At 42.0% G+C, this 24633-nt stretch carries 26 protein-coding genes and 1 pseudogene; 13 read left to right on the forward strand and 14 right to left on the reverse strand.

Features of this window, described 5'->3' with window-relative positions; genetic code table 11:
• Positions 1-33: 33 nt before the first annotated feature.
• From U5J89_RS15195 to U5J89_RS15205, 3 genes are all read right to left on the reverse strand, one after another.
• Positions 34-408: a four helix bundle protein gene (locus tag U5J89_RS15195; RefSeq protein WP_322576501.1), complete on the reverse strand. Its 375-nt coding sequence runs from the start codon at positions 406-408 to the stop codon at positions 34-36.
• Positions 409-477: 69 nt separating this feature from the next.
• A complete protein-coding gene (gene nfi, locus U5J89_RS15200; RefSeq protein WP_322576502.1) occupies positions 478-1176 on the reverse strand; it encodes a deoxyribonuclease V in 699 nt (232 codons plus the stop codon).
• Between the two features lie 234 nt (positions 1177-1410).
• On the reverse strand, positions 1411-1959 hold the full coding sequence (locus U5J89_RS15205; RefSeq protein ID WP_322576503.1) for a transposase: 549 nt from the start codon (positions 1957-1959) through the stop codon (positions 1411-1413).
• Between the two features lie 167 nt (positions 1960-2126).
• Between U5J89_RS15205 and U5J89_RS15210 the strand changes: the two genes are divergently transcribed.
• The 3 genes from U5J89_RS15210 to U5J89_RS15220 all read left to right on the forward strand — a co-directional run bounded on the left by U5J89_RS15210 (position 2127) and on the right by U5J89_RS15220 (position 6712).
• On the forward strand, positions 2127-3548 hold the full coding sequence (locus U5J89_RS15210) for a pyridoxal phosphate-dependent decarboxylase family protein (protein WP_322576504.1): 1422 nt from the start codon (positions 2127-2129) through the stop codon (positions 3546-3548).
• A gap of 95 nt (positions 3549-3643) precedes the next feature.
• Positions 3644-4348 (forward strand): SDR family oxidoreductase, encoded by a 705-nt coding sequence (locus U5J89_RS15215; protein ID WP_322576505.1) that lies wholly within the window; start codon positions 3644-3646, stop codon positions 4346-4348.
• A 45-nt stretch (positions 4349-4393) separates the two neighbouring features.
• Positions 4394-6712 carry a M28 family peptidase gene (locus U5J89_RS15220; protein ID WP_322576506.1) on the forward strand — a complete coding sequence of 773 codons (2319 nt, stop codon included), beginning with the start codon at positions 4394-4396 and terminating at the stop codon, positions 6710-6712.
• Positions 6713-6748: 36 nt separating this feature from the next.
• On the opposite strand, the gene U5J89_RS15225 is transcribed toward U5J89_RS15220, so the two are convergent.
• Both U5J89_RS15225 and U5J89_RS15230 read right to left on the reverse strand, forming a co-directional pair.
• The gene (locus U5J89_RS15225; RefSeq protein WP_322576507.1) at positions 6749-7837 is read right to left on the reverse strand and encodes a calcium/sodium antiporter; all 1089 of its coding nucleotides are present in this window, start codon (positions 7835-7837) and stop codon (positions 6749-6751) included.
• Positions 7838-7855: 18 nt separating this feature from the next.
• On the reverse strand, positions 7856-8197 hold the full coding sequence (locus tag U5J89_RS15230) for a DUF971 domain-containing protein (protein WP_322576508.1): 342 nt from the start codon (positions 8195-8197) through the stop codon (positions 7856-7858).
• A gap of 81 nt (positions 8198-8278) precedes the next feature.
• Here U5J89_RS15230 and U5J89_RS15235 point away from each other — a divergent pair, with 81 nt between their 5' ends.
• Positions 8279-8992, forward strand: a complete 714-nt coding sequence (locus U5J89_RS15235) for a hypothetical protein (RefSeq protein ID WP_322576509.1) — start codon at positions 8279-8281, stop codon at positions 8990-8992.
• On the opposite strand, the gene U5J89_RS15240 is transcribed toward U5J89_RS15235, so the two are convergent.
• Positions 8989-9396, reverse strand: a complete 408-nt coding sequence (locus tag U5J89_RS15240; RefSeq protein ID WP_322576510.1) for a CoA-binding protein — start codon at positions 9394-9396, stop codon at positions 8989-8991. The genes U5J89_RS15235 and U5J89_RS15240 overlap by 4 nt on opposite strands.
• Before the next feature lie 756 nt (positions 9397-10152).
• On the opposite strand from U5J89_RS15240, the gene U5J89_RS15245 reads away from it, so the two are divergent.
• The gene (locus U5J89_RS15245) at positions 10153-10590 is read left to right on the forward strand and encodes a peptidylprolyl isomerase (protein ID WP_322576511.1); all 438 of its coding nucleotides are present in this window, start codon (positions 10153-10155) and stop codon (positions 10588-10590) included.
• 57 nt (positions 10591-10647) lie between these two features.
• On the opposite strand, the gene U5J89_RS15250 is transcribed toward U5J89_RS15245, so the two are convergent.
• Entirely contained in the window at positions 10648-11274 is a 627-nt protein-coding gene (locus U5J89_RS15250; RefSeq protein WP_322576512.1) for an O-methyltransferase, read from the reverse strand.
• A gap of 82 nt (positions 11275-11356) precedes the next feature.
• On the opposite strand from U5J89_RS15250, the gene U5J89_RS15255 reads away from it, so the two are divergent.
• Positions 11357-12022 (forward strand): lysophospholipid acyltransferase family protein, encoded by a 666-nt coding sequence (locus tag U5J89_RS15255; protein WP_322576513.1) that lies wholly within the window; start codon positions 11357-11359, stop codon positions 12020-12022.
• 74 nt (positions 12023-12096) lie between these two features.
• Here U5J89_RS15255 and U5J89_RS15260 read toward each other — a convergent pair whose 3' ends face one another.
• Positions 12097-12366 carry a hypothetical protein gene (locus U5J89_RS15260; RefSeq protein WP_322576514.1) on the reverse strand — a complete coding sequence of 90 codons (270 nt, stop codon included), beginning with the start codon at positions 12364-12366 and terminating at the stop codon, positions 12097-12099.
• 92 nt (positions 12367-12458) lie between these two features.
• On the opposite strand from U5J89_RS15260, the pseudogene U5J89_RS16135 reads away from it, so the two are divergent.
• Positions 12459-13061: pseudogene (locus tag U5J89_RS16135) on the forward strand (IS110 family transposase); the annotation flags it as partial.
• A 705-nt stretch (positions 13062-13766) separates the two neighbouring features.
• Here the strand turns inward: U5J89_RS16135 and U5J89_RS15265 are convergent.
• Positions 13767-14846 carry a hypothetical protein gene (locus U5J89_RS15265; RefSeq protein ID WP_322576515.1) on the reverse strand — a complete coding sequence of 360 codons (1080 nt, stop codon included), beginning with the start codon at positions 14844-14846 and terminating at the stop codon, positions 13767-13769.
• Positions 14847-14922: 76 nt separating this feature from the next.
• On the opposite strand from U5J89_RS15265, the gene U5J89_RS15270 reads away from it, so the two are divergent.
• From U5J89_RS15270 to U5J89_RS15290, 5 genes are all read left to right on the forward strand, one after another.
• Entirely contained in the window at positions 14923-16089 is a 1167-nt protein-coding gene (locus U5J89_RS15270; RefSeq protein ID WP_322576516.1) for a glycosyltransferase family 2 protein, read from the forward strand.
• A gap of 74 nt (positions 16090-16163) precedes the next feature.
• Positions 16164-17081 carry a site-specific tyrosine recombinase/integron integrase gene (gene xerA, locus U5J89_RS15275; RefSeq protein ID WP_322576517.1) on the forward strand — a complete coding sequence of 306 codons (918 nt, stop codon included), beginning with the start codon at positions 16164-16166 and terminating at the stop codon, positions 17079-17081.
• A 23-nt stretch (positions 17082-17104) separates the two neighbouring features.
• Complete coding sequence (gene hpf, locus U5J89_RS15280) at positions 17105-17404, forward strand: ribosome hibernation-promoting factor, HPF/YfiA family (protein ID WP_322576518.1); 300 nt, start codon at positions 17105-17107, stop codon at positions 17402-17404.
• Positions 17405-17409: 5 nt separating this feature from the next.
• Positions 17410-18438 carry an HPr(Ser) kinase/phosphatase gene (gene hprK, locus U5J89_RS15285; RefSeq protein WP_322576519.1) on the forward strand — a complete coding sequence of 343 codons (1029 nt, stop codon included), beginning with the start codon at positions 17410-17412 and terminating at the stop codon, positions 18436-18438.
• A 113-nt stretch (positions 18439-18551) separates the two neighbouring features.
• Positions 18552-19526 (forward strand): M23 family metallopeptidase, encoded by a 975-nt coding sequence (locus tag U5J89_RS15290; RefSeq protein WP_322576520.1) that lies wholly within the window; start codon positions 18552-18554, stop codon positions 19524-19526.
• Between the two features lie 86 nt (positions 19527-19612).
• Here the strand turns inward: U5J89_RS15290 and U5J89_RS15295 are convergent, their stop codons facing one another.
• A complete protein-coding gene (locus U5J89_RS15295) occupies positions 19613-20302 on the reverse strand; it encodes an RNA methyltransferase (protein ID WP_322576521.1) in 690 nt (229 codons plus the stop codon).
• Between the two features lie 90 nt (positions 20303-20392).
• On the opposite strand from U5J89_RS15295, the gene U5J89_RS15300 reads away from it, so the two are divergent.
• Complete coding sequence (locus U5J89_RS15300; RefSeq protein ID WP_322576522.1) at positions 20393-20836, forward strand: CBS domain-containing protein; 444 nt, start codon at positions 20393-20395, stop codon at positions 20834-20836.
• A 79-nt stretch (positions 20837-20915) separates the two neighbouring features.
• Here U5J89_RS15300 and U5J89_RS15305 read toward each other — a convergent pair whose 3' ends face one another.
• The 4 genes from U5J89_RS15305 to U5J89_RS15315 form a co-directional block, all read right to left on the reverse strand.
• Positions 20916-21605 (reverse strand): response regulator transcription factor, encoded by a 690-nt coding sequence (locus U5J89_RS15305; RefSeq protein WP_322576523.1) that lies wholly within the window; start codon positions 21603-21605, stop codon positions 20916-20918.
• 103 nt (positions 21606-21708) lie between these two features.
• Positions 21709-22404, reverse strand: a complete 696-nt coding sequence (locus tag U5J89_RS15310) for an alpha/beta hydrolase (RefSeq protein WP_322576524.1) — start codon at positions 22402-22404, stop codon at positions 21709-21711.
• Positions 22405-23294: 890 nt separating this feature from the next.
• Entirely contained in the window at positions 23295-23453 is a 159-nt protein-coding gene (locus tag U5J89_RS16140) for a GIY-YIG nuclease family protein (RefSeq protein ID WP_416208550.1), read from the reverse strand.
• Positions 23454-23458: 5 nt separating this feature from the next.
• Entirely contained in the window at positions 23459-24418 is a 960-nt protein-coding gene (locus U5J89_RS15315) for an integron integrase (protein ID WP_322576525.1), read from the reverse strand.
• Positions 24419-24633: the final 215 nt, after the last annotated feature.

Genomic DNA, 24633 nt, shown 5'->3' on the forward strand with positions numbered 1-24633 from the left:
TGTTGTTTTACGTTACAACTGAAAGTTTCTGAGTTACTTTCTTGGAAGAAACTTTTTAGGATTTTGTATCATAATTCCAAGCATTTTTCCTATTTGCTGATACCGTTTGATTAATATTTTATGTTGTTTTTTAGATATATAGCTACAATCTCTTGAGAAGTCTAACCAAACAAGAGTTTCTGAACATTCGGCATCGGCATCTGAAATTTTCGACCTAAAATGATTGGGATAAATTCTTTTGCGATATGCTTCGGCAATATTAGCACATACACTTCTTGAAGACCTTCGAATTTGGTCGGTCAGTGAGTATCTCTCATCTTTGGGAAAACATTTTGTTACCTCAAAAACATCGTTGGCACACTGATAGGCCATCTTATAAACTTTCAGGTCTTTGAATCCTTCTCCCATAATGATAATTTCATATGTGGTATACGTCACAATAATAATTTAAAAACTAAACTGCCACCCGCCATCTGCCTACTGCATCTTCTGATATCCCTCTTTCGCTTCACCCCTCCGCAACTTATTTGCCCATTGATGTGCCAGTCGTGTAGTCTTTGGCAATTTATACTTAGTCAATAATTGCATCACAACTTCATAAGTATCATCAAAAGAACACTTTTGTCCCGGCGATATATAAATCGGATTCACATTCTTTCGACTCCGCAAAGCAATTCCAATTTTTTCGTCACCATCTACAAGATCGGCTTTATCTCCCTTTTCTATACCAAGTTCTCCGTGGGTACCTGTTAATATACTTTTAGCACAGCCGATTGTCGGATGATCAACTTCAATTCCAAAGTGGGTAGCAATACCCATCCGTCGGGGATGCGCAATGCCGTGTCCATCTAATAGTAATACATTAGGTTTATAATTAAGTTGATTCCATGCTTTTAACAGCACGGGGATCTCCCTAAAAGCCAATAATCCCGGAATATAAGGAAAACTCGTTTCGTCAGAAGCTAGGGAACGCGCCACCGGTTTTAAGGATTTCAGATCCAGAACTACGATGGCTGCATGCATCATATCCGATCCGCGATCAAAAGAAATATCAGCTCCGGCTACTAATTTTGGGTTACATGGAAGCTGATCTAAACAAATTTGCTTCCTCAGCTCGAGTTGAATACGCTTCGCCTCGGCAGGATCGATGGTTTTATAATACTCTAAACGTCCCATGAAAATAAAATTAAATCTAAATAAGATTTTCCCAAGCCGACATCAGAATTATTGCGGATTAAGGTGGAGTGATACGCACGAAAAGGATAATTTTGTACCGGCTGTGAACCAAAAATAGCTTCAAAATGTGAAGGACCATTAAAATTATTCAGCGTGTAAAACGTAACCACCGCAAAATAATTCTCAGTCTCCATAGAAGGAGCCCACCTCAGAGGTGGACTCCTTCTATTTACACTAAACCAAATGTTTTTCGGGAATATTTTGAATAGTCTGATTCGAAAAATCTCGAAAATCTTCCACGGTCGAAAAGTTTTCTTCTATAATTGATCGATTTACCAGTGTTCCGTTTCGATATCCGGCTAAATCTAAATAACTGGAATAAGGCCATGCCTCAAGTTTGTCAACCAACTTTGACCTGATCGGATTTTGATGAATATAAGAAATCAAAGTTAACAAATATGATTGCTTATCAATTAATTTAGCTTTGGTATGCTGTTGAAATAAACTTCCGTTTCGGTCAAATGCTTTATTAATAGCCTTTGTATAAGCACTCAGTTGAATTCCAATATGTGTTCTAAGGTCATCAATATTTTCAGTTTCGATTTTTATCAAGAAATGGAAATGCGTTGGCATCAAGCAGTAGGCATAAACCAATAAATAATCTTTGAATCTGGCTTTAAACTTGCGTAAGAAATACCTATAGTTTTCTTCATTCCTGAACAACAGTTCCTTATTGTTGGAGCGATTATAAAGGTGATAAAACTTTCCAGTTTCAAGATCCATATTTCTAATTTTTTATAGTAAGACCTGAATGCAATCAAATACTTACAAAAAATAAAAAGATAAGATGGAGTCCACCTGATATATTGGAGTTCATAAACTTATAAGCAGCCAAGTGAGGTGGGCTCCATCTTATTTGACACCTCTAAGTAAGAAAAAATTAATAACCAATGAACAATAAAGAATTCCGCAAACATGCCCATCAGCTCGTCGACTGGATGGCCGATTACTTTGAAGAGGTTGAAGATTATCCCGTTAAACCGAATGTACAGCCCGGAGATATTTTGCAAAAACTCCCCGATGAGGCACCCCAAAAAAGCGAGTCATTTGAGCAGCAATTCAAAGATTTTGAAGATATTATCATGCCGGGCATAACCCACTGGCAGAGTCCTAATTTTATGGGATATTTCCCAGCAAACACCAGCTATCCTTCAATTTTGGCAGAAATGCTAACGGCTACGCTCGGTGCCCAGTGTATGAGCTGGCTGACCTCTCCGGCCGCCACCGAACTCGAAGAAAAGGTGATGGAATGGCTGCGCAAAGCTATCGGATTACCTGAACCATTTACAGGTGTCATTCAAAGTACGGCATCCACCTCTACCCTCTGCGCCCTGCTGATGGCCCGTGAACAGATCACCGATTTTAAAGTCAATGAGAAAGGATATCCGAATGATGGAACCTTTACGATTTATTGCTCATCAGAAACGCATTCATCTATCGAAAAGGATGTTAAAATAGCCGGATTCGGGCGACAAAATCTTCGAAAGGTTTCGGTAGATGATAAATATGCCATGGATCCGAGTGCGCTGGAAGAAGCAATCCGAGCAGATCTTGAAAAGGGATTCAAGCCTGCTGCCGTAGTGGCAACCATTGGCACTACCGGTTCTACAGCTATTGATCCCCTTAAAGCAATCGGGGAAATCTGCTCAAAGTATGAGATCTTTTTACACGTAGATGCCGCCTTTGCGGGCACGGCTCTCTTATTACCCGAACGGCGATGGATGAATGAGGGCATCGAACATGCAGATTCGTTCGTTTTTAATCCCCATAAATGGATGTTTACCAACTTTGACTGCTCTGCCTTTTATGTTAAGGATGAGGCTCTGCTGGTGCGTACCTTTGAAATTATGCCGGAATACTTGAAAACTCCTGAAGATGAGCGGGTGAAGAACTATCGCGACTGGGGAATTCCATTGGGACGTCGATTCCGTGCACTCAAACTATGGTTTGTAATGCGCAGCTTTGGTATCGAGGGATTACAGCAAAAAATCCGTCAGCATATTACGTTCGCTCAGTATTTAAAACAGGAAATGGAACAACACGATGATTTTGAGCTTATGGCACCGGTTCCCCTAAATACGATCTGTTTTCGTTTTCATCCCGACTACATTGATGATGAGAAAAAACTCAATGAGCTCAATGAAAAACTCCTCGAGCAAATACAGCAAAGCGGGCAACTTTTTTTAACGCATACCAAACTCGATGGAAAATATACCATTCGCATTGTACTGGGAAATACGAACCTTGAAAAACACCATGTGAATGAGGCGTGGAAGCTGATACAAACCTTAGCTCAATCCTTAATTGAGTAATATCATAGCACAAAGTTACACAATTTGTATCTCAACGATTTACTGCAAATATTACACTTGGAAAATTTAGTTTTTAATCTAAAAATTATTGCACTATGGAATTATCTGATATCAAAGCACTGGTAACGGGCGGAAGCTCGGGCATTGGCAAGGCAACGGCAAAAGCAATAATTGAAGCCGGCGGCGAAGCTGTTATTGCGGCTCGCGGACTAGATAAACTGGAAGCAGCAGCCGATGAAATTGGGGCGATCCCACTCCAGTGTGATGTCCGTGAGGAAGAACAGGTGATCAATCTCGTAGAAGAAACTATTGAACAGCTCGATGGTTTTAATGTACTGATCAACAATGCGGGCTACGGACAGTTTTCAAAACTTACAGATCTATCCGAAAAAGTCCTTACAAGTGTACTACAAGTTAATACCGTTGGTGCTATGATGGTGGGACGTGAATGCGCCAAGCACTTTATCGAGCAGGATTATGGAAATATTATCAATGTTTCGTCATCGGCCGGTAAACGCGGTTTTGAAGGAGGTACGGCCTATTGTGCCAGCAAATTTGCCCTCAGCGGCATGACCGAATGCTGGAGAGCCGAACTGCGTCCCAACAATATTCGCGTAATGCAGATTAATCCCAGCGAGGTGCAGACCGAATTCTTTGACAAGGCCGGTCGCGGCGGACGCGAATTTAATCCCACTAAACTGGTCGCTGATGATATTGCCAAGGCGATCTGCAATATGCTTTCGCTCCACGACCGCGGTTTTATCACTGAAACCAGTGTCTGGGCTACCAATCCACAATAACATTTTTAACGGGGATGCATAAAAACATCCCCTAACTTTTTCTCTATGAAAACCATAAATCATCGGATCGTTTTAGGGGTTGTTTTGGTACTTTCTGTGTGGCTCAGTTTTTATGTGATATCCCCACCATCTCCCAACCCGGAAACAAGTCCCGATACCGAATTTTCAGCAGAACGTGCCTTCAAACACATTGAAGCATTAGCCCAAACACCACGTCCCCTTGGTACTGCAGCTAACGACAGTGCCAGAAGCTATATCTTGGATGAGCTTCGCCAACTGGGATTAGAGCCAACCATACAATCCGGTATTGGCATTGGCTCAAGTTTTGACCGCGGATTGGTGGGTAATACAAATAATATCATTGCGAAAATGAACGGCGCTAACCCACAGAGAACTATTCTGCTGATGGCCCATTACGATTCCAAACCCAACACCTATGGAGCCGGCGATGATGCCTCGGGCGTAGCTGCAATTTTGGAGTCGCTTCGAGCTATCAAATCCCAACAAAATACCCTGCAAAACAATGTGTGGATTTTAATGACAGACGGCGAAGAGCGCGGCCTGTTGGGGGCCGAACTTTTTACGGATGAATTTGAAGAGCTGCAAGAAATAGATCTCGTGCTCAACTTCGAATCACGCGGCTCCAGCGGCCCCTCCATGATGTTCGAAACAAGTGAAAATAACGGTCACCTTATTCCCCATTTTGCACAAGCCACGCCGTATCCGGTCGCCAACTCGCTGATGTACACCGTTTATAAATTGTTGCCCAACGATACCGATATGTCGGTAACCAAACGGGCCGGACTTGATGGACTCAATTTTGCATTCACCAAAGACTTTCTGCATTACCATACCATGCTGGATACGCCCGAAAACCTTTCGCTTGCATCCGTCCAGCACCACGGTTCCAACCTACTGAGCAATGTCAGGCATTTTGGAAACACGAATTTTGCCCAGCAAAGCGAGACCGAATTTGTTTATTTCAATAACGTGACCGGCGGGCTGTTATACTATCCCTCCGGGTGGTCATTCCCCTTGGCGCTGGTCACAGGTCTGCTATTTATCACCTTTTTGATTTATCTATTTCGAACAAAACAAATAACCATCGGAAGATATCTTGGGAGCCTGCTATTATTCTTAATCACCGTTACCATTGGAGCCCTTATCACCTATTTCGGATGGCAAGGACTTAAAGCACTTCATCCACAGTATCAATGGATTATACAGGGCGAAGTGTATAACCATGCTTGGTATTTTTGGGGCTTTACTCTGTTAAATGCCGGGCTTTTTATCGGGATTTACGGCTGGATTCAAAACAAATTATCAACCCAACAGTTAATATCCGGCCCGTTTACAATTTGGATACTATTATCCCTGATAACAGCCTGGTATTTACCTACCGCTTCCTATATTTTCACCTGGCCGGCACTGATGGGTCTTGCGGGATGGATTATTTTAGGGGATGATCTCACAAATTATTCCTGGAAACATACTGCTGTTTTAGCTGTTGCTTTCTTTTGGGGACTTTTTATCATTTCGCCCTATATCAGGCTGGTGCAAATCATGCTAACCACCGAAATGCTGGCAGTAAGCATGGTTGTGCTCATATTACTCATCGGACTAATGTGGCCACTGGTGTGGTCCATTATCAAAAATCACCAGTACAAGTGGAGTGGTGGAATTCTTACTCTATCCCTGATCTGTATGATTGCTGCTTCTCTAACTTCCGATTTCGACCACAATCACAAAAAGCAAAACAGTATTAATTTTGTTCAGAATCTGGATACTGATACAGCCTATTGGATCAGCCGCGAGCCATCCACTGATGCCTGGACACAGCAGTTTTTATCGGATGATTACAGCAGAGGAGCGCCTGCCGATATTTCGTTATCGCTTGGAAGCAATGCATTATACAAGAAAACGACCTCGCTTGATATACCGCAACCTGAATTCGAGATCTTAAGCGACAGCAGCTCTGACTCTCAACGGTTCCTCACCCTGAAAATGAATGCAAAAAAGGGAATTGCTATGAAGATGAATTGGAATAACTCTTCGCCAATAACTGAAATAGCTATAGAGGGTAAACCCATTTTTGATGACCAAGATATGGGTCGGTACTTATATTACTTCCACGATTTTACAAAAGCCGTTCATATAAATCTAAGCTATCAAAATTCGGGAAGTGCTCCATTACTGGATTTCACATTTGTCGATCCTGGATTACCCACCAACTTAGTTGAGAATTATCAACCGAGGCCAGATCATATGATTCCTGCCCCCTATTCGGTGTTAAGCTCCGATGCTACGATTTGGGAAAAACGTGTTACAGTTGATACCCTGCGAAACCATTCAGTGAGCGATTAGTTTATCAATACATAAAGCCGGGAAGGAATAAAAAAACTACCTCTCAGCAGCTTTGTTCTTGCTTATAAACTCCTGAAAAACAACAACTAAAACTGTAATAACCGTTAATGGAATGACGAAGTACAGAATTATATTATTAAATATTGGCAATGCTCCATGATCGCTCGCTAGTAAAACAAGATAAAGCGTATATACTACGTAATAACCTAAAAATAATGCCCCTTCCCATCTATTTATAGTCGCTTTTGTAAAAAAGATAGGCAAGCAAGCTACCGCAGCAGCAATCATCAGTAGAATATCAAAACTCACAAATGATTCAGAAACGTTGATTCCATCCGGTCCCATGATACCGGCAATGCCAAGCACTCCCATAATGTTAAATATATTACTACCCACCACATTTCCGACCGCGATATCTCGCTCACCGCGAATCGCCGCAATAATCGAAGTAACGACTTCCGGCATTGAGGTACCGGCAGCAATAATAGTGAGACCAATTACCAGTTCACTGATCCCTAAATAAGTGGCGAAGCTTACGGCACTATTGACAAACCATCGCGATCCAATTACCAATAAGCCAAGACCCCCAACCACCAATATTAGGTTAACAAAATGACGTGACTTCTCACTGGGCTCATCTTTTTCTATTTCATTTTGATTATGATCACTATTTTCTTCTGAATTACCAAGGCTTTGATAAATCAGAAAGCCGATATATCCTGCCAAGCAAAGTACAAGGAGTACCCCATCAATTCTGCTGATATTCAAATCAATAGCCAAAAGAAATGTCAGCACAGAAACCCCGATCATAAGTGGTACATCCAGCCTAATTAATTGTTGTGAGACACGAAGGGGCACGATAAGCGCTGATATACCCAATATAAAAAGCACGTTGAATATATTACTTCCCACTACGTTGCCCAGAGCAATATCTGCCTGACTTGAGACAGCAGCTTTTATACTTACGGCCAGCTCCGGTGAACTTGTTCCAAATGCCACAACTGTCAACCCTATAATAAGCGGTGATATACCTATACTAGACGCAATTTGGGATGCTCCTCGAACCAATACTTCCGCACCCAGAATTAAAAACCCTAATCCCAAAACAAAGAATAAAACAGTCATAAGAATAATATTTCTGTATTATTCCTGTTCGGGATAGCATTCTTTGCAGGGACACATATCCCGCAGTGTTTCCCACTGGTACATACCGTTATTGTGACCGTCGCTCCAAAATATCTTGATAGCATGATTGCCAATTTGCTTAATATCCTCAATCTCGAAGTGCTGGGTAGGCTCCACAAAAAACAGCGATCGGTCAAAGGTATTCATATTTCCGTGTCCACCGCGACACATTACACAGGGGCAATTTTTCCGAAGTCCAAACAACGAGTACTCCGAATGATGTCCGTCTGACCAATCTATTTCCAAAATCTGATCGCTGTTGGAAACTTCAATTCCGGTAGGTAAAATATCACTTTGCATAGTCATCTTTTCTTATATTAGATCGAAAGGTAAGGCGTTCATGCCATGGATTCCAACAGTTTTAACAGATAAAAGAAACGCATGTATCTCATAGTTAGCTTATTGGCTGTAGCATTTCTGCTTTCATTTTGGATGGGATATCGCCGAATTCTTCGCCTGCAACATCTTAATCAGCGCAGAGTCTTGAATGGTTTTGTGGGAGCAATGGTACTTCTCACCCTCATCTCTGCGGGGCAATGGCTCGACCTCATATCCCAAGATATTGCCGCTCGCTTTACGATGTTTTTATACTGCCTGGTCGCCGGATTCTTTTCGGGCTTTGCCTTTAAAATGATTTCTCTAAAACGAGCTATTAACAAAACCGAATATGTGTATCGATCTTTTTGGACCGACGCAGCCCCCAACATTATTGCTATACTGATTATCACTTTTGGTATCTATCGTACTGGCATTCTGCAATTGGGACCCTTTACCGGCATTGGTATTACCTCGGGATTATCACTACTGGGCTTTGGTTTCTGGGGACTCACCGTAACAATAGTTCCTGAATTCAGAGACAAGGGCATTCTCATTTTAGATCAGTCTGTATCATGGGAAAAAGTGGTTGCCTATCGGTGGGAATCCGAGAACGTATTACTTATTGAATACTATACGCCTGATGACAAGCTCACTGATTTTACCACCTATATTCCTCCCGAAGATGAACTGCAAATAGAGCGTCTGCTTGCAAAAAAACTGAAGGAGTATCATCAGGACCGAAAGGAGATGATGGGGCAAACCAAAGAGCATTCCTAAGCTGTAACTCTTTCGTGCTGTACCATCATGCATTCATTTTCTATATACGTAAACCCTGCTTCTTCGGCCAAAGATTTTGCCTCATCAGAAGAAACATCCAGTTGGGTCCATATCACCGGCTTTTGTCCTGTTTTTTCCGACCATTCAATAACCTGGCGAACCATATCGGCCGTATATTGCGAATCCCTGAAAATATCAACCACGTCAATAGTTATATTTTCGGGAATTTCATTCAGGCTTGGGAGACATTTCACCCCCAATACTTCCTCATAGTTGGGATTAATCGGGAAGATACGGATTCCATTTTCCTTCAAATAATTAGCAATATGATAACTGGTTCTATACTTGTTGGCTGAACAGCCTATTATTGCCACCGTTTTTAAATTCTCAAGCAGTTCCTTCATCTGATTATCCCGTTAGTTCATGAATGTTAATCAGGAATATAACAATGAATCCAAACATATAATTCTGAAATATATTTGTATAGTACTACATTTTGAGTTCAATGTTTAATATCACAGATATTCGAATCATACATTCTGAAGGCAAAAAATATTATTAAGGCAACAAAAATCAGTGCTAAAATCATTTCTTATAGACTGATTTGTGCATTCAGAAGTTTCTCCCACTTTATTAATTTCCTACTCTTTCCCACTTAGTTAAAAACAATCAGGTGTATAAAAGTAAAACACAGGATGATACCTTTGGGAATTTCTACGAACAATCTGTCTTCTAAAACCTATGCGAAAAGATGGTAAAACCTTTCTCGATGCCTAAAATAATACCGTAATCATCTATAGTTGTACTTCCTTTTCACATATATGCCATAGTCAGTCCTGCATCGATGGTGAAAATACAACCCAATCCTCCAAAAATAGTATACTTCGAAAGAGATCAGGTATAAGGTCATAGGAAGCCATAAAGGTCGTTTCATAGGATATAAATTTAAAAAATATTGTATCCGGAAAGTGCAGTATACATATTAAAATAGATAAGGACTCGCTTAGATAAAATCAGACTTTACGATTTCACCTGATTCCTTTTTTTAATGAATCGTATTTACTAACAATCAGATTTGAATGATAATAGGGTCTCAATTTTCGCTAAAAACCCTTATATTCAAAGACATTCATGACAATTAGAAACAAACCAAAAGTATTTTGTCTAAAGTTAAAGACGGTGACACCGTAAAAGTGCACTACACAGGAACATTAACTGAAGAAGGAACTGTATTTGACAGTTCTCAAGATCGCGAACCTTTGGAGTTTACACTGGGAGAAGGCAAGTTAATTCCCGGTTTTGAAAAAGCGGTCGTCGGCATGGAAGAAGGCGACGAAACCACCGTAGAAATTGAATCCGGTGACGCTTATGGTCAGCGACGAGAAGACCTGGAGCTGGAAGTAGCAAAATCTGATCTCCCCGATAACATCGATCCGGAGGTTGGTATGCAACTGCAGATGCAACAGCAAGAAAATGGACAGGCTATTCCCGTTCAAATCACTGCTGTTGAAGATGAACTCGTTAAGCTCGATGCCAACCACCCGCTGGCTGGCAAAGACTTAACATTTGATATTGAGCTTATTGAAATCGTTGACTGATTTTACAACGCTCTGCTAAATTTAGAGCCTGAATCTGATTACTCGGATTCAGGCTTTTTATTTTTTACGCAGCACCGTAACTCCATCACGCACCGGCAGCATTACCTGCTCAACGGCGTTATCGCCCCGAATTATTGTATTCAGCTCGTCAATAGCCTTACCTTTATCGGATTCGGAATCTAACACCTCCCCACTCCAGAATACATTGTCGATTACCATGATACCACCCTGTTCAAGACGTGGTAAAATCATCTTATAATAATTGGGATAGTTAATCTTATCCGCGTCAATAAATACAAAATCAAAGCTGCCCGAAATGGTGGGAATGGTTTCCAAAGCCTTGCCCATCACCAGCGTTACCTTGGATTCGGCTTCGCTCTTTTCAAAAAAGGTACGGGCAATATCTTCGTAGCGCTCATTGTATTCACACGTAAATAGTTCTCCATCATCAGGCAATGCCTCGGCCATCGTCAGTGCCGAATAGCCCGTAAAAGTGCCGACCTCGAGCACTCGTTTGGCCCCGGATATTTTTACAAGCAAACTCAGCAGCCGCCCCACCAATCGCCCGCTCAGCATATCAATGTGTTCGAGATTCTCTTCCGAAACGCTTATCAACTCTTTTATAAGTTTCGAATGGTCCGTAGTATGATTAATGGCATAACTTTCAATCGCCTGTTGGTCCATAACAAATACTTTTTTTAATACTGGAAACTCTATAGCAGGCTAAAGATATTCAGGTCAACAACACTCAACAAATATTTTTGCTTTGGATTTTATTCCCGCTAAGGAATCACCCTTTTTTATTAAAATTTTTCGGCTTTACACCAAGCTCCTTTTCAAATGGAGATTCAAAACGGTATGGCTTAAACAGGAGTACGAACCCTGTTCACAGTGTAAAACCATTTACTACCTCAATCATCACTCTTGGTGGGATGGATTAATTCCCCTGATGCTCAACGAGTACCGATTTCGTCAGCAGGCTCGCGCCATCATGGAAGATAAACAGATGAAAACCTATTCTCTCTTTCAGAAAATCGGTGCCTTTTCAATTAACAGAGATGACCCGCGTTGCGCTGTTACTTCCCTGCGCTATGCCGTAAAATCATTTGATCGCGACAATGCCAGCCTGTTCATTTATCCCGAAGGAGCAATAACCCCAGTAGGTAGCTCCATGAATTTTGAGGGGGGATTGACCTGGCTGCACGATAAGTTGGAGGATGTGGATTTTGTGCCTATCAGTATCTACATGCACACCATTCGTCACAGCAAACCGGAGCTGCACCTGCATGTGGGGCGAGCTGTTCGTTTAAAAGATTCATTATCCAGTGAAGAAAAAACAGCTCATTTCGAAGAAGTGCTCGACCAGATGCTGGCGGAACTACGTAAAACGGCCGGATTTGACGACAGTGAATTTGAAGTTTTCCTGCAATAAGAATAGACATATTTCTCTCATTTAATAAAATCATTCCTCAAAATACGAGGCAAAGATATACTTGGAAAAGAAAGCTACTTTTCCGGACATGTAATGTAACGATCATCTCCATCGCGATCATCAAAAAAATCAGTATCTGTTGAATAGTCTGACCGATTAGAGCGAGTAGAATTATGGTTAAGTGCCTGTAAGCCAGACTTTGTGTTCTTTTCGGTAGATTGAGCCACGCTGGTAAAGTAGATATGACCATCGGATGACCAGCACGGATAAGCCTGCTTTGTCACAATCTTACCGGATGGAAAGATCTTTGCCAGTGGATGCCTTGATCCGTCATACCGACTCATATCGTAATGGTTCAAGCCTCCGGTCTCTATTATCTCTAACTTGAGCAAGCTGGCTCTACTGCAATCGAAGGTTACGGTAAGCCGTAGTTAATCCGCTGGTTATTCGCCGTTATGGGCAAATGAGGCTTAGCCGGACAAAGACAGACGCCAAAGATGCGGCGTTAATAGCCCAGTACGGAATCGATCAACGGCCTGACCGTTGGCGCCCGCCATCTAACGTTCGCCAGGCGCTGGGCCAACTCATGAGCCTACGGGAAGGGCTATTGCGACAGCAAGCCATCCTAAATGGTCAGGATGAGGCCTTTAGTCAAAACCAAGTGGAACCAATGGTTGCAGAAATGATCCAACAGCACCGGCAGCATCTTATCGATAATATTACCCAAATTGATCGGAGAATGGAGACGCTAGCTAACGATCATTATAAGCAAACTTTGCAGGCGTTGCTCACGATACCAGGTATTGGAAAGAACTGCTATTATGCTGCATCAGTCGAACAGATGAGCAGCGCTTTGATCGCTCACGGAAACTGTCCATTACGTGACATTGCCGCAGGTGGTTGTCAGGTCCGTCCATCAGGACAGGAAGATAGCAATGAGGTGCCCACTGCTTCGACTGCTGTTATCCATCGACAGCGAAATCGTTTCATCACGTACTTAAGACCATGTACGACGTTGCATAGGAATCCGCCATCATAAACTGGCTGATTGAACACAAAATGCTTCCTCAGCTATTTGTGAGCTGCATGATCCACCTTCAAAAGAAATATTAGCCGCTTACTTCTGCATATATATTGCATCCTACCTGCCTGCGCGGAGCCTTTCATGTATTGGCACCTGCATAAAAAAGCTTCGGCATAGGCAGTGCAATCTCAGATCAAAGCTTCAAAGGAGATCGCCGCATTACATTCGCGATGACAGAATAGTTTTCGCTGAGCATTCTTCAAGAACCTCACAATTTTCTGCTACTCCCGTCAGATTCCATTTCATGCTCACCTACACTCAGTAGAATTTCTTGTTCATGAAGATACTCTTCGGGCTCCAGCCTTTTTGTACGAGTCGAAAGTGGGTGGTAGTCTGAGGTTCATTTTATTATTTGCCAGCTGATAACCATCAACTATCTGTTAGTCAGCCCCTGGTAGTTGTCAACCGCAACCGACAGTGTTACCTCGGGCTCGGTATCAGGTCCCGAGCTATTATTGCATCCGATAAATAAAATGAAACTTACAATTAATACTATCGGTGATCTGCTTAATTGTTTCCACATAATTATTATTGATGAATAGTTAAAGTTATAATCTACTAATAGATGTTATTTATTATATTCGTTTATACTATAAACATAATTTATATATCGCAAGTTAAAATATTGGCTCCCAAGTTCTTATGATTTAAAAAATAATTTTACCACGTCCATCGATACAACCGCTTTGATCGCTGTACCCAATGCGCCCCCTTTGGCTTATACCAAATTCGCATGTTGACAAAGGGCCAAAACAGTTTGCTGTAAATACGGTCCGGACGAATATACTCGGTAACTCCTCTTGTTGACTCAACTACCTGCTGGTCTGGAATCTTCAAAAAGGCATCACTTTTATAGCGCTGGTAAAATGGTCCGTTGTCGAGCAGCAGGGACTGCTGAACACGGATTTCAATATTTCCGGAACGGAATCCCAGTTTTCGAGCCGTCTTTAATCCAAATACCGTAAGTCCCTTATCCGCCATCTCAACCTCTTCAAATATTTTCAAAACCTCGGCATCTTGATTTTTTATTAGCCACGCCCGATGCTGTTGCTCATCCCTCCGATTCATCACATAATACACCAGCGTAGCATAATCAAAATGGAAGCGCCCCCAGTACCAGTCGTCAAACTCATTTTTCATGGGCTCATTTCCGGCATTCTGATCGTGATATCCATGTCCCTTAAATTTGATCGACCTCTCCTCCCCTTTTATATCGAGATCTAAATCAGCAGCTATATCTGCTCTTGGCTGTACCAAGTTCCAGGTGTGTCCGGTAGAACTGTTATCCAAACTATTGAAAATATTGTCGCCCTCTTCACTTTTAAACACTATCGTCCCTTTCAGTTGATCCCCATTCGGCAACTTTTCGCTAAGCTGTAACTCATAATGCAACCGATTGTCAATCAGGCTCCCTTCCATCTTATGGTTTCCTATTTTTACAAGCGGATGTTCTTCATCAAAATGACAATCAGATTTTTCGAACTCGGTAAAACTGTAATAAATGGGTTGTCCATACTCGTAAATGGAGATGCTAATTGCGGGATATTCTACGGGAGAAGGGTTTTTGTCCGCCAATAGTGCCCCATTATAACGTGTGGAAAACGGGTTTCCCTCATACAGAATTACTACAAAACTAAATCGATCATCCGAAGAAATACCATCGAAGTACCACCATTGGTAGCCGCCGGATGTGTGGCTGGGCTGACGTATGTCTTTGGAGAATTCGGATACTATTTTCATGAGCTGCCAATTAAATAGTTTAAATGATCAGCTGCAAGCTGTTTGATCTTAGGACTTACACTGCTACCTTTTAGTGATGACGATTTTACTCTACATAGCGCTGGGATACCTGCTTATTACGGGCAGCATTTTGTATCTCAATAAAAAGGATTTTACACCTTTGCCCCCGACGCCGCGCAACTATTTCGACGAGCAGGCTCCGTCGGTGACCATCTGTATTCCCGCCCGCAATGAAGCAAACTCTATTGAGCGGTGCGTGCGTTCCGCTATCGACCAGCATTATCCCAATCACCATGTTTTAGTACTTGATGATGGTTCTACTGACGGCACTTCTGAAATTCTGGATTCGCTCTCCGAACGATATACTGATACGTTAACAGTGATTAGCGGCCAGCCAAAGCCCGACGACTGGCTGGGCAAATCGTGGGCCTGTCACCAGCTTTCGGAGCAAGCCTTAAGTGATATCCTTATTTTTATTGATGCCGATACCTGGCTGGAACCTGAAGCAACATCAAAGGTTGTACGCACAATGGGCAGTGACGTCGTCGATTTTATTACTTTATGGCCCCGGCAAAAGTTTGGTTCGTTCTGGGAGAAGACCGTAATCCCGCTCGTATATTTTGCCCTACTCACGCTCCTGCCTACTCGTTACGTATATCGATCTCCGAAATGGTTGCCATCTTTTTTACAGTGCAAAATAGGACCTCTTTTTGCTGCTGCCAATGGACAGTTTATGGCCTTTAAAAAGAATACATATGAGGCTATCGGCGGGCATCAGTCCGTAAAAAATGAAGTAGTTGAGGATGTTGAACTGGCAAAAAATATCAGGCGGGGCGGATTTCGCATGAAGATGTATCACGGCCGGAATGCGGTGAGCTGCCGCATGTATGAGTCGAGGGAAGAACTCTGGCAGGGATTCCGCAAAAACTTTTTTGCCGGTTTTGGTCACAATCCCTTTCTATTTATCGGGATGGGGCTGTTGCATATTATCACCTTTATTATTCCCATTTTAAGCTTACCATTCTTGTTTCTTTGGGGATCAACAAAGCTTATCCTCCTGGCTCTTGCCGCCGTTGTACTGATGTTTTTGCAACGCTTTACGGTTGACTTGTGGTTTGGCTGGAAACTGCGATACGGCTTCCTGCATCCATTGGGCGTAGTTTGGTATCAGCTACTGGGCATACAAGTACTTTCAGATTATTTCAATGGAGTGTCGGCACAGTGGAAAGATCGCAATATCTAATTCTTTGAGCAGGCTTTTCAGTACCAATTAATCGCTGTTTATTTTTATGCGCAAAGTATCCATATTGCAAGTAGATGAAGAAAGCCATAGACAAATATCTCCGCTATTTGAAGGTCGAGCGCAATGCCTCGGAGCATACCATCACTTCGTATAAAAACGACCTGCATCAATTTCTTGAGTACTGCACTATCTACTTTGATGTGCCCGAAGAAAATGTTGATGTCACAGAAATCGAACGACTCACGATCCGGCTGTGGCTGGGACACCTGTCTGAGCGCGGTCTGGCCAAAAGTACCATTGCAAGAAAAGTGGCTGCCGTTCGTTCTTTTTGTAAGTACTGCTTTAAGCGCGGAATCGTTGAACAAAATCCGGCGCATTTATTAATTGTACCTAAAAAAGATAAACCTCTACCTAAAACAGCCAACGCTGAAGATTTAAATAGGATGATGGATTTGGCCGAAGGAAATACGCCAAAATCGTCACAGAATAGAGCTATTTTAGAATTGTTGTATGGAACGGGCATCCGATTAAGTGAGTTGGTGAACCTAAACGAAGAAGACGTCAATTTTAAGCTCAACCAAATTAAAGTGCTGGGTAAGGGTGCCAAGCAACGTATTGTGCCCTTTGGCAAGCAAGCCGGTAAGGCGTTAAAGAATCATCTTGAAACCAAGCCCCAGCTGTACGGAGAACGAACCGATGCCGATGCCCGTAAGGCTGTTTTTATTGCGGCAAGCGGACAGCGCCTGTATCCACGTGCGGTACAGCGCATTGTGAAAGATTATCTGCAGCGTGCCAGCGAAGTGACACAAAAAAGTCCGCACGTATTACGGCACAGCTTTGCCACCCACCTGCTCGATCAGGGTGCCGATATCAGAGTAATTAAGGAACTATTAGGCCACGCAAACTTGGCCGCTACACAAGTTTACACACATACTTCAGTTGAACGACTGAAAAACGTATACGAAACAGCTCATCCAAGAGCTAAAAACTAAAGCTAATTTAGGAGGTAACTTTTATGAAGACTACGTTCACGGCAAGACATTTTGATGCGAGCAAAGAACTTCATCAATACGCCGAAGATGCGGTACAAAAATTAGACCAGTTTTATGATCGAATTTTAACCTGTGATATCGTTCTACAGCCGGTTCCCGACGATGAAAACCCACAACAGGCCGAGTTGAATGTGAAGGTTCCCCAAAAATTAATCAATGCAAAAGAGCAGGCCTCCTCGTATGAACAGGCCATCAACATGGTTATCGAAAATGTGGCTCGACAGCTTAAAAAGTATAAAAGTAAAACCTTAAACAAGCGGTAACCATCATGCCTTTCGGTGACCACGAATCAATTCCAAAAAAAGAGAATATACCTGTATCCTATCTTATTGAACGCCTGCGGGAACGCGTTCAAATAGATTTACAAAACTTTGTTGCCGAAAGTAATGCCGATCAGCGCCATGTTACCGAGGCGGATTTACACCGTCCCGGGCTGGCGTTGGCCGGATTTGTAAAACTTTTTACCCACCAGCGGATACAAATTATCGGTAATACCGAAACAAATTATCTGAAAAATCTTTCCAAAGAAGAACAGGTTAATGCTTTTAAAAACCTGACTCAATTTGATATCCCCGTTCTGATCCTGACCCATAACAATGTTTTACCCGACTACCTGTTAGAAATAGCAGACAAAGCAGACATTCCTGTGTATGGCACTTCTATGGAAACCACGCGCTTCATGCATTTGACGAGGGATTTTTTGGAAGACCAGTTTGCCCTGCAAACCATGGTTCACGGTTCTATGGTGGATGTATACGGTATTGGGATTTTAATTGCCGGAAAATCCGGCATCGGTAAAAGTGAGGTCGCCCTTGATCTGGTTGAACGAGGCCACCGCCTGGTAGCTGATGATGTGGTAATCCTTACCAAAAAGAACAATGTATTGATGACCTCTGCCACCGAGATGAACAAGCATTTTATGGAGATACGCGGACTCGGTATCATCGATATCATGTCGATGTTTGGGGTTAGGGCCATTCGCTATCAAAAACGACTTGAAGTAGTGTTGGAGCTATCGCTGTGGGACGAATCCAAAGATATAGAACGCACAGGATTAAATCGTGATACCACTTCCATTCTCGGAGTAGATATCCCGCTCATCAATCTACCTATCACACCCGGCAAAAATATAACGGTTATTGCCGAAGTAATCGCTATGAATTACCTTCTGCGTCATTACGGTTACGATGCCGCAGAAGCATTTCAGGACAAGGTAAAATCACATATTGCCAATAAAAAAGATCCCGATGCCATGCCGCGAAGAGCCATCGAATATTTTGAAGGGGATATCGAGTAGCCACATATTCACCTTTTGATATTTTGTTAGGTATCACTACTTTTAGTTCGTTTGTAACAAACGGCTTATAAGTTTCTCTTGCTTATAGATCAGTATGAAACAACATTTCATCTATGGCTTTAAATAATTATTACTACTACGACGAGCAGAGCTGCGAGTTTGTGCCCGTCGAATACAACAGTTTAGAACGTATTGTCTATACGGCTTGTATCTGGATTCTGTGCGGTGTCGTACTTTCCGGAATTGGCATTTCCATTCTCTCATTTTCGGTAGGTACTCCCGCTGAGATTGCCCTTAAAGCAGAAAACCAGGAGCTTATCAATCAGCTGAAGCAAACAAAGACCAAAATTAAGGATTTAGACCAAGAGGTAGACCAGCTGGCCAAAGCTGATAATGAGATGTATCGGTCGGTCTTGGGAATGGAAAAAATTCCTTATGATGAGCGACAGGCCGGTGCCGGTGGTGCCGATGTGTATTCCGAATTTGACGTATATAGCCAGGAAACTGCGGAGATTTTAAAATGGACCGCTGAAAACCTGGAAAGCCTGGAGCGAAGTATCAACATACAGCAGGTAAGCTTTAACGAAATTAAAAGCTACTACAACAAGAACCGGGAGAAAATGAAGCATATTCCCGCTATTAAGCCAACTGAAGGAATTATTCTCAGTGGATACGGGATGCGGTATCACCCGGTATTGGGATATGAACGCCAGCACGAAGGGCTTGACTTCAGAGCAAATGTGGGTAGCGAAATTTTTGCCACGGGCGACGGAGTTGTGAAATATGCAGGACTAAAAGGTACTTATGGACGATTACTGATCATTGATCATGAATACGGCTACGAAAGTTATTATGCTCACCTCTCCTCTTTTGCCAAGGGTATAAAGCCCGGCACTAAAGTTAAACGCGGTGACTTGATCGGCTTTACCGGTGAATCGGGCATGGTTGAAGGTCCCCACTTGCACTACGAAGTTCGAAGAAGCAGTAATCCCGTTGATCCGCTCAAATTCTTATTTGCCGATACCACTCCCGAAGAATATATGATGTACAAGGAAATTGTTGAGAATAATCACCGGTCCATGGATTAGCAATGGTTATCCAAATATTGGAATTTTAGTAACAAGAGGCTGCTTTTCGGCAGCCTTTTTTATTTGAGTGCTTTTTGAACCAACAGCTACGACTCTTTATCTTCTTCCAAATATCGTTGAATAAGTTTTTCGGGAGCCCGGACCGATTTTTTAAGCCAGTCAAATTGTAAATCCAATTTCTCGGACTCATTGAGTTCCCAATCGTCCCGACTTTTTCTCAGCCGAGTACTTAGTTCATACAGACAGAGAGCTGCACTTACCGATATATTAAAGCTTTCGCTGAATCCCACCATCGGAATTTTGGCATAGCCGTCGGCATGCTCCAGTGCATAATCCGACAACCCCGTAAGCTCAGCCCCGAATACCAGCGCTGTCTTTTGATCAAGCGAAACCTCATCAATAGTCACATCATTTTCGTGCGGCGTAGTAGCAATAATTCGATATCCCTTCTCCTTTAACTTTTGGTAGCAATGTTCTGTATTATTTTGGTCCGGCTGATTATACGACTGCAACGTAATCCATTGATCTGCCCCTATCGTTACTCCCTTGTTGGGATCGAACTCATTTTTGTTTTCAATAATATGAACATCCTGAATCCCAAAACAATCACAACTGCGCAATACGGCACTGGCATTATGCGGCTGATAGATATCCTCCAGGATAACTGACACATAGCGTGTTCGATTATCAATCACATTGTTTATTCTCTGCCACCGATCTTCGGTAGCAAATTGCCGTAAATACTGTATCAACTTAGATTTTAAGGCCTTATCCATAAATAAAATCGGAGTGTATGTTTTTAATCCTCAGAAATGTTATAATGATTTTAAGCTGTTCTTTTTTCTTACATAAAAAACGGAGGTCTTATGCTTGTGCGGGATATCTTAAAAAACAAGGGAACCAAAGTCTATTCCATAGCTCCCAATGAAACTGTTTACCAGGCCATTAGCAAGATGGATAAGCATGATATCGGAGCGCTAATCGTCTTGGAAGATCAGCAGTTAAAAGGGATTATCAGTGAGCGCGATTACCGGAGTAAAGTCATTCTAAAGGGACGTTCTTCAAAAAGTACGAACGTTCACGAAATTATGACTGATGATGTTTACTGTGTAACGCCCGAAGAATCTGTTGAGGCCTGTATGTCGATCATGACCGATAAAAAGATACGTCACTTGCCTGTGATGAAAGACGATACTGTTGCAGGAGTAATTTCTATTGGGGATTTAGTCAAATCTATTATCTCAAAGCAAGAGTTCGAAATCAAAAATATGCGCCAATACATACAGGGAGAAGCAAGATATCCCGGTTGATATCGGTGAACTTAGCTATAACATAAAAAACCCTTGCAAGATAAAACTCCTTGCAAGGGTTTTTTATATAGTTAAAGATCTACAAACTACTACTCTTCACATCGGATGATGAATCCCTTCTTCCGAACGGTATCGATATACTCTTCTTCGGAGTGGTTCCGAATTTTTTTACGCTAAGATAACTGATATATACATTTATGTAGTTGGTCTGCGTATCGAAGTGGATGTCCCAGACGTTCTCGGCAATCTCTTCCTGGGTAACAATATTATTTTTTCGCTTTAGCAGATATACCAGCAAATTATATTCATTATTGGTCAGATCCACTTTGATATCGTTCACCCAGAACTCGCGCTCGAGCATATCCACTTTAAGCTCTCCACATTCAATTACTCGGTCGCCGTTAACCTCCCCGCTGCGCCGGCTAATCGCCTCAATACGAGCCAGAAGCTCTTCGGTATTAAACGGCTTGGTCAAATAATCATCAACACCGGCACGTAAACATTTAATTTTAACATCCGTCTCTTGCTCAGCAGAAAGTACCAAAATAGGAGTTGTTATATCCTGATCTCGCACATCCTTAGCCAAGTCAAAGCCATCACCGTCAGGAAGACCCAAGTCAAGTATAATTATATCATACGAATTTTCGACGGCATGCTCTTCACCGCTTTCGGCTGTTTCGGCAATATCAACGTTATACTCATTTTTTTCCAATACCGCCTTTACCAGCGTGCGTACCGAAGGATCGTCTTCAATTACAAGTACATTCATGATAGTAAATATCTCTGTTTCCCTATTTTGAATCGACGTTAATCTTGATGGATTATAACCAACTGATTGTAAACATGCTAAGTTTATATCTCAAATTCTATATTTAATTATAATCTAAGGATTTGAGCCATTTTTGTGTTTTCTGAAGGTATAAATTATCCAATTTATGGGATCGGTCTATTACCTCGAACGTCACATTTGCTCCCCATTCGGATAGCTGCTTACAACTTTTTTGCTGAGGTTTGCTTTTCACGCTCTTATCATCCGTACCATGCAGCGCCAATACATTCATATCTTCATAACTCCCTATTCGTCCTTCAAACACCTCGGTTTTGATACGTGCCCCAATAACCATCAACTCATCAACAAGCTTCCACCGAGAAAGGGCAAAATATCCCGCCAGATATCCACCCATTGAATATCCAAGCACAGCCAATCGGCTCGCTGAAATATCTTGTAATATATCCCTAATCAAATTCTCCAAAAAATCAGAGGCCAACTCCAGCGAGTTTACAAACTGATCCTGTTCCCCGTCATACAGATACCAGGAACGTCCCCAGTCTTCAACTCTCTTTTTTCGGCTGCGATCATAAATTGGATACGGCCCCTGCACAAACAAGTGAAAGGCATTCAAATCAAGCATCGGCTCAACCAGCTTTTCGAACTGCTCCATATTCTGATTAAACCCATGCAGGTAAATGATCAAAGGCTTTTTATCGGATAATTCCCCCGTTTCGATCAGCTTGTACGGGACTTCAATATTAAACGTAGCTTGACCTGATTTCAGGATATTTTTCATTATTCAAGTGATAAGTATTAAGTAATGCGTTTTTAGAGGCGGAAAGCTATCCACTTAAACCATCAAAAGAAAACGACATTCCCTATCCGGTAGTTACTTGGGATATTAGAAGTTTGATGCTGGAAGGAAGATGTGAATTGTAAGATCATAGAAATTTTATGGAGCGCAAATCTTGACATGGCAAATTTTTGTTTTGCCATTTATCAATGTTTACCATCAATAGGGCCTTTACTCCACGTCCACTCTTTTTTAAAAACGTGTCCCCTCCCGTTAGAAATCTAAATTTGCCAGTGAACGCTTTCTTAGATTTTTCTGATGTTGTTTTCCCATTCTAGATTTAAAATATTTTTCTCTGACCAATGCATCACTTTTGTGCAACAATCATTAACATACTTTCTTTTCGCCTTTTGTCTTGATACAAAAGGCTCGTAAAAAATCAAGGCTGGCGAAAAGGACTCCATCAGGTTACGCCGGTAGCTCAGAAAATAATTTATACTTGATCCCGAAGCCCCGGGATCTTCAAACAGGAAATTATTTTTGTCTTCACCACCGTCTTCAACTATTCCGATGGAGTCCTTTTCTGATGCCCTAAAAATTCTCTTAACTTCGGCAAAAAACTAAAGAAGAAAAGATGTAAGTGGTTATAATACGAGATTTGTTGTTTTTCGAGTTCTTAACCCCAACTATCTATTAGACTCTTTACTCCGCGTCCTCCCTATTTTGGGACGTGCGCCCCGTTAGAAATCTATGGTTTTCAATGACCGTTTTAGTCGATTCCTGAGATATCTTTTTCCCATCCCCGATTTTAAATATTTTTCTCTGGCCAAGGCATCCGCTTTCTTTAAACATCCCTCAAAATAAATCAGTTTTAATAGCCCCCGATCCCGTGTTTATTTTGACTGACCACTTTTATGCTGCCGGAGCCTTTCCTTTAAATCAGATGTAAATCCGGTGTACCAATTTCCATCTTTAATACTGTTCAGTACATATACGTAATAAAAACTCATAATCAAGCGATTTCTAACGGGATTGTTTTGATGACCATTCATCGTTTTCAATGATCGATTGGACTCTTTACCCCACGTCCACCCTTTTTTAAGACGTGCGTATAGACCATGGTAGTACTTACATTTTTGTGTCCCAACAGCTCCTGTACAGTCCGGATATCATACCCATCCTGCAACAGGTGCGTAGCAAACGAATGCCGAAATGTATGGCTGCTCACCTTCTTGATGATATTGGTTTGCGAAACTGCCGCTTTAATCGCCTTGTGCAGATAAGATGACGATTTGTGGTAGCGCTGGGTTTTGCCCGTCCGCGGATCTTCGGCCCGCCGCACTGATGGAAACAAGTACTGCCATCCAAACTCTTTGGGCATATTCGGATATTTTTTCGACAATGCTTTTGGTAAAACCACTTTCCCGAATCCCTTATCCAGATCTTTTTGATGCAAAAGCTTTACACGTTTAATCTGATTTTTAAGCTTCTCTTTACAAATCTCAGGCAGCACCGTAGTTCGATCTTTCTTGCCCTTGCCATTACGTACCCAGATCTGATTAAATTCGAAATCGATATCCTTAATCCGCAGTCGAAGGCACTCAGACTGACGCAAACCACTCCCGTAAAGCAACTCAGCCATCAACCGCGCATCACCTCCCATATTAGCCAGCACACGCCGAGCCTGTTTAGGAGATAACACCACCGGCAACCGCTTGGGCTTGCTGGCCCGCTGCAAGTTATCAAATGCTCCCAGGGGTTTATCGAGCACATGTTTATACAGAAAAACAATGGCACACAGCGCCTGGTTTTGTGTAGATGCAGCCACATTACGTTCATTCGCCAACCAGTTCAAAAATTCAACGACCTCCTCCTTTTCCATCTTTAATGGATGTGTAAGCCCATGAAATTTCACGAACCGAATAACCCATCTGCGATAAGCCTTCTCCGTGCGATAACTATAATTTCTTCTGCGGATTTCCTCTCTTACTTTGGTCAATAATTTACTTTTACTCATATCTTTTTTTCTCAGATGAACAGTTATAAGTAAGACCAACTGACTCCCAAAACCTTACAGATAAAATATATTATGCATATACATTATGTGTATTAGCCCTGTGCTCAGCCGTACACATAATATTTCAAAAACAAAGGTTACGATTACTTCAGCAACAATTTTGCATATTATGCTTACAATGAATAGTATTTAAAACGTACATATAAGACTAGGTT

It is taken from the genome of Fodinibius sp. (assembly GCF_034521915.1).
Taxonomy (GTDB): Bacteria; Bacteroidota; Rhodothermia; order Balneolales; family Balneolaceae; genus Fodinibius.